Here is a 13,862-nt window from a genome sequence, read left to right on the forward strand (position 1 = left end):
AAGTGCTTTACGGAGTCGCCGATGAGCAGCGGTACACAGGCATATCTAGCACAGATCGGCGGTGTGCCAGTACTGGTATTGAAAGAGGGAACTCAAAGGGCCTTTGGTAAGGAGGCAATGAGAATAAACATAATGGTTGCCAAGGCTGTCGCTGAGGTTATGAAGTCGACACTCGGTCCTAAGGGCATGGATAAGATGCTCATTGACAGCCTTGGTGACATAACAATAACAAATGATGGAGCAACAATACTTGATGAGATGGATGTACAGCACCCAATTGGTAAGTTACTTGTTGAGATTGCTAAGACTCAGGATGATGAGGTTGGTGATGGAACAACAACAGCCGTAATACTAGCCGGCGCATTACTTGAGGAGGCGGAGAAATTGCTTGATAAGAATATACACCCAACAGTCGTTGTTTCAGGATTTAAGAAGGCACTTGATGTTGCAACGGAGCACTTAAGGAAGATCGCAGTCCCTGTGAAGAGGGATGATGTTGCAACGCTTAAGAAGGTAGCATCCACGGCAATGCACGGAAAGATTAGTGAGACGGTTAAGGACTACTTCGCCGAGCTCGCCGTTAAGGCCATGTTACAGGTAGCTGAGGAGAGGAATGGAAAGTGGATTGCCGACCTGGATAATGTGCAGATTGTTAAGAAGCACGGTGGCGCCCTTGAGGATACGCAGCTGGTCTATGGTATTGTGATTGATAAGGAGGTTGTCCACGCAGCCATGCCCAAGAGGGTTGTTAATGCAAAGATCGCCTTACTTGATGCACCGCTTGAGGTTGAGAAGCCAGAGATCGATGCGGAGATTAGGATTAACGACCCCAACCAAATAAGGGCGTTCCTTGAGGAGGAGGAGAACATACTGAAGTCCTACGTTGACAAATTCAAGGCACTTGGGGTAAATGCCGTCTTCACGACGAAGGGCATTGACGACATGGCTCAGTACTACCTGGCAAAGGCTGGCATCCTAGCTGTTAGGAGGGTTAAGAGGAGTGACATTGAGAAGTTAGTAAGAGCAACCGGTGGTAGGCTAGTGACTAATATTGAGGATATGACGGAGGCAGACCTAGGCTTTGCAGGTCTTGTTGAGGAGAGGAGGGTTGGAGATGAGAAGATGGTCTTTGTTGAGCAGTGCAAGAACCCGAAGGCAGTAAGTATATTGATTAGGGGTGGCTTCGAGAGACTCGTTGACGAGGCCGAGAGGAACCTAACCGATGCGCTCAGCGTGGTTTCTGACGTCATTGAGGAGCCCTATGTACTACCTGGCGGTGGAGCACCGGAGATGGAGGTTGCCAAGGTCGTTAGGCAATTCGCGGCTAAGGTTGGCGGCAGGGAACAGTACGCGGTGGAGGCCTTTGCAAATGCTGTTGAGGTAATACCAAAGACACTAGCCGAGAATGCAGGTCTTGACGCAGTTGACGTATTAACAGAGCTAAGGCACATACATGAGAGTAAGGAGGATGGCTGGAAGTACGGTATTAACGCCTTCACGGGCAAGGTTGCCGATATGTGGTCCATTGACGTAATAGAACCATTAACCGTTAAGTTACAGGCATTGAAGGCTGCCGTTGAGGCCGCCACAATGGTACTGAGGATTGATGAGATAATTGCCGCTAGCAAGATTGAGAGTGAGAAGAAGGAGGAGAAGAAAGAGGGCGAGGAGAGCAAGAGCGAGAGTTCCTCAAGTTCACTTGATTAATATTAAAAGTACGAAGCTCAATAAAACGCTTAAAATCATCATTGCAAAAATTACGTACGTATTAACATTAATATTAAATTCCCTCCTTATCATTCTCACGAATATCATAATCACTACTGATATTATTACCTGTATCGAGATTATGAAGGTAATATTCCAATGAATCCCAAGGTATTGAAGCGACTTCGCTACCGCGGGTATCGCGAAAAGAAGAACGTAATAACTAAGCATTGCTGTTCTTAAACCCCTACTCAATGCACTAATTACTACCTTATCACTTGCGTATCTAAGCGCTAATACGTACCTGGCAAGGCTCGCTTCACTCATTGAGAGATTACCCTGTAATTCCCTGGATAGTAGAGAATCGAGGATATCACCGCTAGCATCATATAAAGACCTAAGTAGATAGATCCACCTACGTGAATCATCAGCCCCAAGAACGCTCATAATCAACGACCCATCACCACTTAATAATTCGCTAATGAAACCATCCCTAGCATTCATGGAATTCAGCAACTCATTATTGAGTCTCCCCTTAAACCTAAGGAATAATCTCCTAATAATGAGGGTCATGAATGTTACAAAGATTGGTATGAGAAGTGAGAGGTATGGGTTTACCAACGTGGAGAATATGAATAGGGCTATGGGGCCTATCGATGTGATACCAACAATTATTGTTAGGGACTTATCAAGTGAATCGATTATTTCCTGAGCCCTTGCCCTGGCGCTGCCCAGTAAGTATTCATTTAGGCTCATTGCCACCACCATTACTCAATAATTTGTTTAATTGAATTGAATACTCAACATAGTCGTCATTAATAACGCGGTTCAACCTCGTTATTACACTAACTACGGCACTGACTTCCTGCTGTCCTGGATTGAAGCTCTTCGGATAAGTAATGGACTTAACCCTACGTACCGAACCAACCCTTTCCATGGATACCAACACGAATTTACTAAGGTCGATTAATTCACTTAATGAGAAGGCCCTTAACCTATTCATCAGCGCCTCACTACTATCTGCATGTGTAGTGCCTAATACCTGGAGACCTGCATTAACACCGTGAATTAAAGCCTCGAAATGGTCCCTATCCCTCAATTCACCAATGATTAATACACCATAACCCCTATGTAGTGACTTAAGTACCTCCTCAGTCTTGCCAATTATTGACTTAATTTTAATACTTGGTGTCGGTAGTTCCAGGGATTCATCCGTCTCATCAATGTAGATCCTCCTCAAGTTCAGAGGTAGCGCCATATCCAGTGCATTTAATAGTGTTGTTTTGCCGCTTGATGGTGGACCCATTATTAAGATGCTAAACCCATTGCGTAATGCCACGATTAATTTACCTGCTTCTTCAGTACTTATCGAGCCTGAATTTATTAATTCATTAATTGTGAACGGCTTTTTATGAAGCCTAACATGCACGGACAAACCCTCAACCAAGGGCCACCTATCCACAGAAATTCTAAGTCTCTTGTTACTTATCATAATCGAGAACTTACCACTTGGGTTGTCCACAGAAACCCTAACACCACTTATGTTCGCAATCTTAAGAAACTGCTTCGCAATTGCTTGAGCGTCAGCATTAACAACCCTGCAGATACCATGCTTGCTGTGGTTAATGTATATGGAGTCCTGGGTTATGAATATATCCTCAACCTCCTGATCCAGGATTACCGGCGCTAAGTCACCCAAGCCTAAACTAGCTAATACTAATGATGACCTAAGCATGGGATCTTTAATGAATAGGGATAGGAATTTCTCCCTCGATAATAGCAACGATGATAGGGAATACTCATTATTAGGAACAACCCTACTCACTAATTCAATTAGGTAATCTAAATAATCATTGCTGACCTTATGAAGTTCCACCGTGCATTCGCTATCCTTGATTATGAGATTGAAAGATAGGGCAATGGATTTATTAATCATTGATTTAGCATTATCAACTACTAATGAGAAATCGTCCATTGTAATGACAGAGCCCTCCTTAAGCAATTCTATTCTTAAATGAGACTTAACACTACCCTTAATTAGTAAGTTAAGGAGTCTATTTATGAACTCCTTATTATCGCCTGACTTACGTATGGCATTAAGCAGAGATCTTAAATTTGCCAGCTCGCAGGTACTTAATGCTTCGATTGCGTCAACATCAACCCTACCCTCCATGGCCATGTTTGAAAGATTCCTCGTGAAATCGCACTTACCAATTAATGGGCATTTAATGCAGTTCAGGACTTGATGAGAGATCACTAATCTAGTCAATAGTGATTCCTTGCCATCAGTTATGCTTAGTGAGGATGTGAGGATTCTCATGATTTCACCAATTATGAAGAATGCATTCTAATTAGGGCATAACTTACGTGCGTAATCCCTCAGGGTATATGGGCTAACCTGTACGGCCTTAGCCACATCCTCAACCCTAAACCTATGACCAAGCCTCTTACTCACGCAATAAATAATGGCAGCGGCAAGTATAGGTGGGCTTCTTGACTGAATAATGGATTTCTTCAATGAGTTCAGGAATTTTTCAGCCTCAGGGTAGATCGTGACCCAGGAATCACCAAATAATTTAATAAGTCCTGACTTTATATGCGATAAAATCCTATCCTTCAGGCTATACCTGACTCCAACAATGGCTAGGGAATCCCTTATCGCTTCAAAGGTTAGTTTATGGCCATTTGACCTACACGTGTTTATCACTTGCTTAGTACTTATGGGCAGGTTATGTGATAATATCACATGTAGTATTGCGGCAATTGCTGCCTCGTAATATGTTGCCGATGAAAGATCCTTATTTGCCAGGATCTTCTTAAAAATGAGCTTAGCCTCCTCAATATACTCATCACTAATGCCGAAGGTTCTTGCTATGAACAACATACAGTCATAAGCCCTATACATTGAATAACTCTCACGTCTTACCCTGAACAACTCATTTATCGCCCTCAACCTCCTATAGACACTAAGTTTCACCTCGCCACTTTTTCTCACGCTCTTCTCAATGGATTTCCATATTGGTGTTAAGTCAATCTCTTCTCCATCTATTAAGGGTGATGATTGTGTATACGTATCGTAAACGTACACAGAACCAGCCACAGTGCCGCAATCCATACATACATATTGTCCATCCCTCTCAATTATTCTTGAACTTCCACAGTAGGGGCATTGCATGGCGTAGTGATTTCCATTCTCGTTATTAATAAGTCCAGTGCTTATATGCTAAATAGCTCAGGATTATTAAACTCCGGTGGGGTGTGAGAGTTTACTGAAACTTTTAGCCTACTTTAACACCTTCAAACCAATATAGACCTTCTCGCCAACCTTAACATCATTTTTAAAATTATTAACGTCCATTATCAAGCCCCCTATCGATATCTTAATAATGTTTCCACCCACGTAATATACAACACCATTCATGTAGACATCCCAATTCGAGGCATAGTTTGGGTCCTTTTCATTACTAATACTAACCTTAACGTTATCTCCCTGCTTAATATCAACACCAATGACATCCCTCGGATATTCAAGGGCTAGGGATACGCCAGACTCACTACTCATTTCAAGCCTTACAATGCCCTTATAATCCGTACCCTTAACATTCATTACCCTGAAATCACCACTTAACTGCATCGTTCTACGGTAAGGAAAAATACTAAAAAAGCTTATCTTATGTAATCCTGATTAATTATGTCGTTACTCGCTGATGCAGCCAGGAGGTTTAATGCGGAATTACTTAACATGGTTAATAAGGAGGTTAGGGTGACCACGAGCACGGGCACGACATATCAGGGAATGCTCGTCGGCATTGACAGCTCGTTAAATATAATGCTTGTGGATGCCGTCAACAATAAGAATGAGAGGTTCTCACGGGTCTTAATAATGAGCCACGCCATAGTAGATATAGTGCTTGTCCAGGAGTTTGTGGATCTTAGGGAGTTCGCTAGATATATAGATAAGTATTTCCCCGGCATGGTTAAGTACATTGAGGAGGCAAACGTGGTTCAGGTTGGTAATGTTAAGGTGACCACAGCCGGTGTTGAGGGTTCAGGACCATTGGCTAAGCGTGTTAAGGAGTTATTTGATGAGTTTATGTCTAAACGAAGGGCCTAATTAATGGGTATGAGCGTAAAATCACGTGATGAATATATTTTTAGAGTGATTCTATCCTTTGTAGTAGTCCCTGAATGTCCTTTGAAATACTTGATAAGGATTTGGCAGGGAGGATTGGTAGGTTGAGGACTAGGTCCGGCGTTATCGAGACCCCAGCCCTATTCCCAGTGATAAATCCCGTGAAGCAGGTGGTGCCGTTAAGCGATATTGCGGACATAGGCTTCAACCAGGTAATAACCAATGCTTACCTACTCAAGAGACACTATGGCGACTTAGTTAGGGAGGTTGGCGTGCATAAACTTCTTAATTGGGATAAACCCATTATGACTGATTCAGGCGCATACCAATTACTCATGTATGGTAGGGTTGAGGTATCACCAGACGAAATTCTCAAGTACGAGATTGACATAGGCACAGACATAGGCGTTATACTCGACATACCAACCCAATGGGGTAGGCCTAAGGAGGCCGTGGTTCTTGAGGTTGAGGAGACCCTAAGGAGAGCCAGGGCAGCCCTTACGAAGGCTAGGATATGGGACCCCGAACATAGGATGCTGATAGTGGGTCCGGTACAGGGCGGTGATAAGCTCGACATACTCAGCTACTCAGCTACTAAAATGAGTGAACTAAACTTTGATATCTATGCCATTGGAAGCCCAACAACACTCCTTGAGGAGTATGAATTCTCAACAATAATGAGGATGATAGCAGTGGTGAAGGAGAAATTACCGCCAGGCAAGCCCGTGCACCTCTTCGGGGCTGGGCACCCGTTGATACTGCCCTTTGCCGTTGCCATGGGCATTGACCTATTTGACTCGGCCAGTTACGTGCTTTATGCCCGTGATGATAGGCTAATCCTCAGGGACAGGACTGTGAGACTTAGTGAGGTTAAGGTTGATAAGATACCCTGTAATTGCCCCGTGTGTAGGAAGTACACGGTTAAGGAGTTAATGAGCATGAATAAGGCTGAGCGTGAGAGGTTATTGGCGATTCACAACCTATATGTGCTTTGGGAGGAGATTCAGGAAATTAAGGCTAGGATTAAGGAGGGAACCCTTTGGGAGTACCTCGAGGAAAAGGCTGGTGGTGATGCAAGGGTTAAGTCGGCATTATTGGCCCTGAGGAGGGGGTTAAGGGCTTTATTAAAGGTAATACCAGACGAGTCAGGACGTGTTAGGGCATTGCACATAACATCTGTGGAATCACTACATAGACCTGAGGTCATTAGGCATGTTGAGAGGCTCCTTAATAATTATGAGCCGCCCCAAGGATGCGTGGTCATGGTATTACCGGGTGAGCTCCTTGATAGGCCATACATAAGGGATTCACTAGTTTACTGGCTAATAGACCAATTATCAACTAGTAACCTACTTGGTAAGGTTCATGTGGTGATAAACAACCCAGTCCTGGGTCCAATACCCTATGAAATAAGTGAGATATATCCATTATCACAACATGAGTACCCAGAACCAACCCCAAACCACATGCGCTCACTATCTCATTACCTACTGCGTAAATACCTATCGAAACTACGGAATAGGGGGTTCACGGACATAATAATCATAGTGAAGGAAAGCCGTGGAAAAATAATGAACGAGTTAGTAAACCTGGGCTTTAGAGGTGTGACGGTACTCGAGGCTGGATCAAGGCAGGAATTATACTCATTAATGCCCTGGGTCATTAAGGAGGTAAGCGGTATTCAATGTGGCAATCAGATGTAGTGGGGAGGGCCTTCCCTACGCTTCATACTCTCCTGTAACTCCTTAATCTCCCTATCAATCATGTCAGCTAGCTCTTTCAGCCTACTGACGTCAACTTCAACGCCGGTTAATTCCTTTAGGAACTGAATGGCAACAATAGCCGCATTAGGATCTGCACGGAACGGCTCGGCATATGGTAATATGGAGATCGCCGGTATGCCCAACCTCTCAAACTCATTCATTAACAAAGCCAGTGGCCCCACCATTGCGTAATTAAGCTCCATAAGCTTAACCCCACCCAGGGAATGCCTATTCCTGTACTCCGTGGTTACGGCAACCCTTAACTGATCCGAATCTTCACCCCTCAACCTATTATCAAGCCCACCAAATAATATGGCCTCCTTAAAACCGTTAATATACACCCAACGGGCGAGTGTCCTAACCACATCATGGGCATACTTAGTCATGAAATCACCATCCCAATGAATTATGGAAATTGTAAAGTCAGTACCTGGGCAGTAATAAATCTCGCCAGGTGTTGAGAGTATATTCGTACTAATGATGTATGCACTCAATGGCGGTTCCCTGGGCATCTCTATAAACCCAACTCTACGGCAGTTAAGGGCGTTTGATAGGTGTTGGACGACTAAGTAACCAACCATGCCTATACCTGCGAATCCCGTTAGGAAGTATATGGGCCTCAGTATTGGTTCCATTACATTAATCCTTACATTGCTCACGGCAATAATAATGCCTAAACCAGTTATTAAAAGCATTAGCATTACGTACATAACATAAGATTTTAAAGGGGGTTTAGAATACGGCTTATCAATGGGACGAGTAAGACCAAGGTATATCAAGAGCCTTGCCAGGAGATTGCTTGAGGTTTACCCAGATAGGTTTAGTGATGATTTTGAGACGAATAAGAAGGTGGTTGCTGAGTTGGCGGATATACCGAGTAAGACAGTTCGCAATAGGGTTGCTGGCGAGATAACGAGGATGATAAAGAGAATGAAGGCTAGTGCTGAGGAGAAACCCGAGGTTGAGCTGGAAGGGCAATAAAGGTTTATTAAGACCATACTATCTTTGTTCTTGTATGTCGTGGTTCGAGGATATTGATAATTGGTTCAAGAGGATCCAGAAGTACTTTGAGGAGCTTGAGCGTGAGATGGAGGAAGAAATGGAGAGGATGATGAGAGGTGTCACGCCAGAGGAGGAGAAGCGTGGGGGCAGGGCGAGGCCTAAGTACTATTACTATGGCTTTGAAATATCCATAGGCCCGGATGGTAAGCCGAGGATTAAGGAGTTCGGTAATGTTAGGCCTAGGGGCGAGAGACCGATTATTGAGGAGGATATTGAGCCGTTGACCGACGTTATTGAGGAGGAGGACTCAATAAAGGTTATAATGGATATGCCGGGTGTTGATAAGGATAAGATAAGTATTAGGGTTACTGAGGATGGTAGGAAATTAATCATAAGTGCCAGGGACAGTGACAGGAAGTATTACAAGGAGGTTGACCTGCCTGCCGAGGTTGATCCAAGCCAGTCAAAGGCTACGTATAGGAATGGGGTATTAACTGTGGAGTTGAAGAAGAAGAGCACCAGGAAGAGTGGGTTCGAAATTAAGGTTGAGTAATCTCTCTTAGTAAATCCTTAAAACTTAAATTTCCGGACTACGTTGTGCCATTTGGTGGTGAGGGTGACCAACCTGGAAATGCTAGGAGAAGGTGGGTCATAGGCTCTGCGTGGCCGTACATCTACGCAGTACCTCACTTAGGTAATTTAATTGGTTCCGTATTATCCGCCGACGTCTTCACTAGATACCTCAGGCTCAGGGGGGATGACGTTGTTTTTGTGTCGGGCTCTGATGAGCATGGTACACCAATTGAGGTTGAGGCGTTGCAGTTGGGTGTGAAGCCGAGGGAATTGACCGATAGGATGCACGAGATTGTGAAGAGGCTGTTCGAATTATGGGAGATTAGTTTCGATAATTACACGAGGACTGAGTCACCAGTGCATAGGGAGTTCGTTAAGGAGTTCTTCCTGAAGCTTTACAGGAATGGCTATGTATTCACTAGGGAGGATGAAGTGCCCTACTGCCCGAAGGACAGGATTTACCTGCCTGACAGGTTTATAATTGGCACATGCCCATATTGTGGTTATGATAAGGCCCGCGGTGATCAATGTGAGAATTGTGGTAGGTTACTCGAACCGAGGCTCTTGATAAACCCGAGGTGCGCAATATGCGGTTCTAAGCCCATTTGGGTTAAGACCAGGCATTGGTATTTGGACTTAACGAAGCTTGAGGATAGGGTTAGGAAGTACGTGGAGGGGAATACCGCGTTACCTGAGAATGCCAAGCAGATGAGCCTTGGGATGCTTAAGGAGGGTTTGAGGCCGAGGGCTATCACTAGGGATAATAAGTGGGGTATTGAGGCTCCATTTCCAGGTGCTGATAATAAGACGATATACGTGTGGTTTGAGGCGGTGCTTGGCTACATATCGGCGACTATTGAGTACTTCAGGGGTAAGGGTAATGAGGATGAGTGGAAGAGGTATTGGTTTGATCCGAATACGCGGGTCGTATTCTTCGTGGGTAAGGACAACATACCATTCCACGTAATACTACTACCCGCAATGCTCATAGCCTCTGGGGACCCATATGTAATGCCCTACACCACCGCATCAACTGAGTACTTACTATTTGAGGGTAAGAAGTTCTCCAAGAGCCAGAGGATTGGCATTTGGATTGATGAGGCATTGGCGCTAATGCCAGTTGATTATTGGAGATTCGTATTAATTTACCAGAGACCCGAGGGCAGGGATACGAGCTTCGCATGGCACCAGGCACTTGAGGTCATAAACTCCATATTGAATGACGTAATCGGCAACTTCATACATAGGGTACTCACATTCATAAGCACCAGGTTCAATGGCGAGGTACCAAGTGGCTCGCTTAGGGATGTCGATGTTAAGTATAGGGATGAGGCCCTTAGTCACTTCAGGAGTTCTGAGGAGCATTACGAGAAAATCGAGCTTAAGGACGCGTTAATGGAGGTCGTGGAGATCGCCAGGGTTGGTAATAGGTACTTGAATGAGAGACAGCCCTGGGAATTAATAAAGAGTAATAGAGATGAGGCGGGCGCCGTCATACTCAACGCCCTACACATGGTTAAGGCCCTATCAATTGGTCTATGGCCTGTAATGCCTAGGTCAATGGAGGACCTGTGGTCGATGGCTGGTTTCGGTAAATTAACGTGGAGTGACGCCTACGAACCACCGAGACCGGGCACCAGGGTCAGTAATGTGAGGCCTCTTTTCAGGAAGATTAGTTATGATGAGTTTAAGGCAATGATGAGGAGACTGGATGAGATAAGGGATTCGAAGGATAAGGGCAGGTACCCATGGGAGCAGGTATACCTTCCCAACCAGTGAGGAGGTAATACGTGGGGAATACCTGTGGGGTTTCATGGTAATAAAAATAAGTTGCGGGACTCGCTGATAAGTTAATGGCCGTACTAACGAGGGATGAAATACTAAAACTCGTCAAGAGCGGGGTCCTATCAATCGAGCCCTTCACCGAGGATGTTGTTAGGGAGAATGGGCTTGACCTTAGGGTTGGGACTGAGTACGCCATATACGCCTTTGATGGGCAGGTAATAGACCCATGCGAACTGGAGAGTGCGAGGCACCTATTTAGTATTGTTGAGGCTAAGGATGGCAGGATAGTCATACCGCCAAGGAGCTTCGCGCTACTAACCACCATGGAGTACGTGAAGTTCCCAAGGGATGTGGTCGGCTTCTGCAACCTACGCTCAACCCTGGCTAGGTACGGCTTAAGCGTACCACCAACAATAATAGACGCGGGCTTTGAGGGCAACGTAACAATCGAGGTAATAAACAACAGCGGCAACTACATGGTCCTTAGGCCAGGCATGAGATTCCTACACGTGGTTTTAGTCAAGGCAATCGGTGAGGCGAAGTACCTGGGCAGGTACCTGGGGCAGAGGGGAGTCACACCGCCGAAGGGCATGAAGGGTGAGTGCTGAGTTATGGCGTGTATTTAACGACTTCCATACCAAAGACGCCAGCTATGGTCTCCAACTCCCTAACTACATTCCCAGGTATTATGACGTGGTGGTTATACGGCGCCAGCCTAAGGATTACCGATGAGTTAATACCGAGGTCGAGTATTGCCTGTGTCCTGCACATCCTATCGCTCAGTAGACCTGACTCAACAACCCTGGCGCTGAATATGCCCATCCTCCTGAAATCGCTTGAGACCGAAACCCCAGTCACATCATTAAACAGCAACCTGCCAGTCAAGCCATAGTTAAACCCAGACTCAAAGTGGGTTACGACACTGGCATCCCTGATCATGTTAAGGGCTATGGTGCAATGAGCCATTGTGACCCTACTGCCCTCAATGTGGTTCGTATTCGCAATCCAACCACTATAGCCAGTCAACTCCCGAGCAATGACCATCGAGAACAAAGCCCTCAGGTCAGCCTCGCATGCCGCTATCAACCCCTCCTCATTAAGCCTAGCCAACGCCAAACATGGCGTGACCCCATGCTTAATTAGGTATGGGAAGCAGTTAATGGCGAAGGCATCGTACTTACCGTAGAGACTACGCATGGCAGCATAAATCTTACCAACATCCCTAAGCCTCTCATCACTGACCTCAAACCTAGCCCTACCTTTAATGTAATTCATGAACTCTACGGCCAATTTCTCATCAGCATTATTAATCATGTCCTCAAGGCTCTCCATAGGTACGGCATCAACCCTAGCCTCAAACCTATCCTCAAAGGTCCTAGCCACACTATCCTTAGCCCCAACACCAAGCAAGGCAACCCTAATACCGAGTATGGAGGCTATGGCCCTGGCAATCCTAAGTGCATGGTCAATACGACCCAAGTCCTTAAGATGAAGTATCCCCGAGTCAATCCCAACCTCACTAAGTAGAGCCCTTGCGTCAAGGGCCGAGGCAAGGCTATTAAGACCTGGATGAGAAACAAGCAGTAACCTACGTAGACCATAATCCTCAGCGAACTCCCTAACAAGGCGACTAACACCACCTGACAGTATTAAGGCGACGACGAATGTATTACTAATGTTCAATCCCCTTAACTCATCAGTACTTGATACGATCCTATCAACACCCTCAATAGCGGGTAGCCTGTTCCTATGTAGTGGTGAGACGAAGCCCAGTACAACGATCCTCCTCATACACCTAATAATTCTCAAGGGCCTTCATAAACAGTTCTGGGTCAATATTGCCGCCGGTAACCATTACAACGACCTTCTTACCCACCAACTGATTCCTCAACTTCATGGCAGCAGCCAACGCAGCAGCACCCGCAGGCTCCGCAACCTGCCCAGCGTTAAGGGCTAATTCCTTAATGGCCCTGAGCATCTCATCATCACTAACAAGAACCACATCATCAATCCTACCCCTCAATATGCTGAACGGCAACTCATAAGCCCTAGCCGTGGCCAAGCCCTCGGCAATAGTCCTAGCGTAACCCGTGGAGACCAACCTACCCTCCTTAAGCGATAGGTAAACGCTCGGCGCGCCCTCCGCCTGTACGCCTATGACCTTAATTGATGGGTTAACAGACTTATAAACAATCACGGCACTCGAAGCCCCCGAGCCACCGCCTATTGGGTTAATCACCACATCAACGTCGGGCAGGTCCTCAATAACCTCTAGATGCATTGTACCAACCCCCGGGTAGAGTAGCGGCTCATTGGTACTATGCACGAATAGCAAGCCCTCCCTATTGGCAAGGCTCATTGCGTAGTCCAAGGCCTCATCAAACACCTTACCGTGAAATACTATCTCGGCGCCCAGGTCCTTCAAAGCCTCAACCTTAACCCTAGACACGCCCTCAGGCATTACAATCACGACCCTAGCACCGATTAACTTACCGGCGTAGGCAACGGACTGCGCATGATTACCCGTGGACGCCGCAATTAATCCCTTCCTCTGCGCCTCATCCCTCCTAACCATCGCGAAATACACACCACCCCTAACCTTAAACGCCCTGGTTGGCTGAAGATTCTCAAGCTTCAGGTAAACATCAAAGCCAAGCAACCTAGATAACTGACGTGAATAGACGAGGGGAGTTCTCGGCAAGTACCTAATAATCACCTGCCTAGCTCTATAAACGTCCGACAACGAAAACATTAGAAGCATTAACGCTACGCCCTTAATAAGCCTTACAACCCGCGGTGAAGCCCTGTTGAAATTTAAACAGAACATTAGGTAACGTTACAATGCATCACTCTATTTGGTTCCTACTTAATCATGAAGCCAAAAACCGAACCTACCCGAT

The 13,862-nt window shown here is 45.6% G+C and carries 14 protein-coding genes; 7 read left to right on the forward strand and 7 right to left on the reverse strand.

Annotated elements, in window-relative coordinates:
- Positions 1-21 precede the first annotated feature (21 nt).
- Entirely contained in the window at positions 22-1,707 is a 1,686-nt protein-coding gene (gene thsB / locus VDIS_RS09150; RefSeq protein WP_013336955.1) for a thermosome subunit beta, read from the forward strand.
- Here the strand turns inward: thsB and VDIS_RS09155 are convergent.
- From VDIS_RS09155 to VDIS_RS09170, 4 genes are all read right to left on the reverse strand, one after another.
- Positions 1,696-2,463 (reverse strand): hypothetical protein, encoded by a 768-nt coding sequence (locus VDIS_RS09155; RefSeq protein ID WP_148678304.1) that lies wholly within the window; start codon positions 2,461-2,463, stop codon positions 1,696-1,698. The two genes, thsB and VDIS_RS09155, sit on opposite strands and share 12 nt — an antisense overlap.
- A complete protein-coding gene (locus VDIS_RS09160; protein ID WP_013336957.1) occupies positions 2,450-4,027 on the reverse strand; it encodes an ATPase, T2SS/T4P/T4SS family in 1,578 nt (525 codons plus the stop codon). Before VDIS_RS09160 ends, VDIS_RS09155 begins: the two co-directional genes overlap by 14 nt.
- A 27-nt stretch (positions 4,028-4,054) precedes the next feature.
- Positions 4,055-4,882 carry a TFIIB-type zinc ribbon-containing protein gene (locus tag VDIS_RS09165; protein ID WP_148678305.1) on the reverse strand — a complete coding sequence of 276 codons (828 nt, stop codon included), beginning with the start codon at positions 4,880-4,882 and terminating at the stop codon, positions 4,055-4,057.
- A 108-nt stretch (positions 4,883-4,990) separates the two neighbouring features.
- Positions 4,991-5,341, reverse strand: coding sequence for a hypothetical protein (locus VDIS_RS09170; protein WP_013336959.1), 351 nt, complete (start codon positions 5,339-5,341; stop codon positions 4,991-4,993).
- A 57-nt stretch (positions 5,342-5,398) separates the two neighbouring features.
- Between VDIS_RS09170 and VDIS_RS09175 the strand changes: the two genes are divergently transcribed.
- Positions 5,399-5,821 (forward strand): Lsm family RNA-binding protein, encoded by a 423-nt coding sequence (locus VDIS_RS09175; protein ID WP_013336960.1) that lies wholly within the window; start codon positions 5,399-5,401, stop codon positions 5,819-5,821.
- Between the two features lie 74 nt (positions 5,822-5,895).
- Positions 5,896-7,542 carry a tRNA guanosine(15) transglycosylase TgtA gene (tgtA, locus tag VDIS_RS09180; RefSeq protein ID WP_013336961.1) on the forward strand — a complete coding sequence of 549 codons (1,647 nt, stop codon included), beginning with the start codon at positions 5,896-5,898 and terminating at the stop codon, positions 7,540-7,542.
- Here tgtA and VDIS_RS09185 read toward each other — a convergent pair.
- The gene (locus tag VDIS_RS09185; protein ID WP_245522500.1) at positions 7,533-8,261 is read right to left on the reverse strand and encodes a proteasome assembly chaperone family protein; all 729 of its coding nucleotides are present in this window, start codon (positions 8,259-8,261) and stop codon (positions 7,533-7,535) included. The two genes, tgtA and VDIS_RS09185, sit on opposite strands and share 10 nt — an antisense overlap.
- 91 nt (positions 8,262-8,352) lie before the next feature.
- On the opposite strand from VDIS_RS09185, the gene VDIS_RS09190 reads away from it, so the two are divergent.
- The 4 genes from VDIS_RS09190 to dcd all read left to right on the forward strand — a co-directional run bounded on the left by VDIS_RS09190 (position 8,353) and on the right by dcd (position 11,570).
- Positions 8,353-8,583, forward strand: a complete 231-nt coding sequence (locus tag VDIS_RS09190; protein WP_013336963.1) for a 30S ribosomal protein S17e — start codon at positions 8,353-8,355, stop codon at positions 8,581-8,583.
- Positions 8,584-8,617: 34 nt separating this feature from the next.
- A complete protein-coding gene (hsp20, locus tag VDIS_RS09195) occupies positions 8,618-9,157 on the forward strand; it encodes an archaeal heat shock protein Hsp20 (RefSeq protein ID WP_013336964.1) in 540 nt (179 codons plus the stop codon).
- 44 nt (positions 9,158-9,201) lie between these two features.
- Complete coding sequence (metG, locus tag VDIS_RS09200; protein ID WP_013336965.1) at positions 9,202-10,956, forward strand: methionine--tRNA ligase; 1,755 nt, start codon at positions 9,202-9,204, stop codon at positions 10,954-10,956.
- 74 nt (positions 10,957-11,030) lie between these two features.
- Complete coding sequence (gene dcd, locus VDIS_RS09205) at positions 11,031-11,570, forward strand: dCTP deaminase (protein WP_013336966.1); 540 nt, start codon at positions 11,031-11,033, stop codon at positions 11,568-11,570.
- A 1-nt stretch (position 11,571) separates the two neighbouring features.
- Here the strand turns inward: dcd and VDIS_RS09210 are convergent, their stop codons facing one another.
- Positions 11,572-12,753, reverse strand: coding sequence for a fucose isomerase (locus tag VDIS_RS09210; RefSeq protein ID WP_013336967.1), 1,182 nt, complete (start codon positions 12,751-12,753; stop codon positions 11,572-11,574).
- A 4-nt stretch (positions 12,754-12,757) separates the two neighbouring features.
- The gene (locus VDIS_RS09215; protein WP_216086130.1) at positions 12,758-13,714 is read right to left on the reverse strand and encodes a threonine ammonia-lyase; all 957 of its coding nucleotides are present in this window, start codon (positions 13,712-13,714) and stop codon (positions 12,758-12,760) included.
- Positions 13,715-13,862: the final 148 nt, after the last annotated feature.

It is taken from the genome of Vulcanisaeta distributa DSM 14429 (genome assembly GCF_000148385.1).
GTDB lineage: Archaea > Thermoproteota > Thermoprotei > Thermoproteales > Thermocladiaceae > Vulcanisaeta > Vulcanisaeta distributa.

Coding starts and splice junctions, on each gene's coding strand:
- VDIS_RS09155 (WP_148678304.1), bottom strand. CDS start 2,463: ATGAGCCTAAATGAATACTTACTGGGCAGCGCCAGGGCAAGGGCTCAG.
- VDIS_RS09170 (WP_013336959.1), bottom strand. CDS start 5,341: ATGCAGTTAAGTGGTGATTTCAGGGTAATGAATGTTAAGGGTACGGAT.
- hsp20 (WP_013336964.1), top strand. CDS start 8,618: ATGTCGTGGTTCGAGGATATTGATAATTGGTTCAAGAGGATCCAGAAG.
- VDIS_RS09175 (WP_013336960.1), top strand. CDS start 5,399: ATGTCGTTACTCGCTGATGCAGCCAGGAGGTTTAATGCGGAATTACTT.
- dcd (WP_013336966.1), top strand. CDS start 11,031: ATGGCCGTACTAACGAGGGATGAAATACTAAAACTCGTCAAGAGCGGG.
- VDIS_RS09215 (WP_216086130.1), bottom strand. CDS start 13,714: ATGTTTTCGTTGTCGGACGTTTATAGAGCTAGGCAGGTGATTATTAGG.
- VDIS_RS09190 (WP_013336963.1), top strand. CDS start 8,353: ATGGGACGAGTAAGACCAAGGTATATCAAGAGCCTTGCCAGGAGATTG.
- thsB (WP_013336955.1), top strand. CDS start 22: ATGAGCAGCGGTACACAGGCATATCTAGCACAGATCGGCGGTGTGCCA.
- VDIS_RS09160 (WP_013336957.1), bottom strand. CDS start 4,027: ATGAGAATCCTCACATCCTCACTAAGCATAACTGATGGCAAGGAATCA.
- VDIS_RS09210 (WP_013336967.1), bottom strand. CDS start 12,753: ATGAGGAGGATCGTTGTACTGGGCTTCGTCTCACCACTACATAGGAAC.
- VDIS_RS09165 (WP_148678305.1), bottom strand. CDS start 4,882: ATGCAATGCCCCTACTGTGGAAGTTCAAGAATAATTGAGAGGGATGGA.
- tgtA (WP_013336961.1), top strand. CDS start 5,896: ATGTCCTTTGAAATACTTGATAAGGATTTGGCAGGGAGGATTGGTAGG.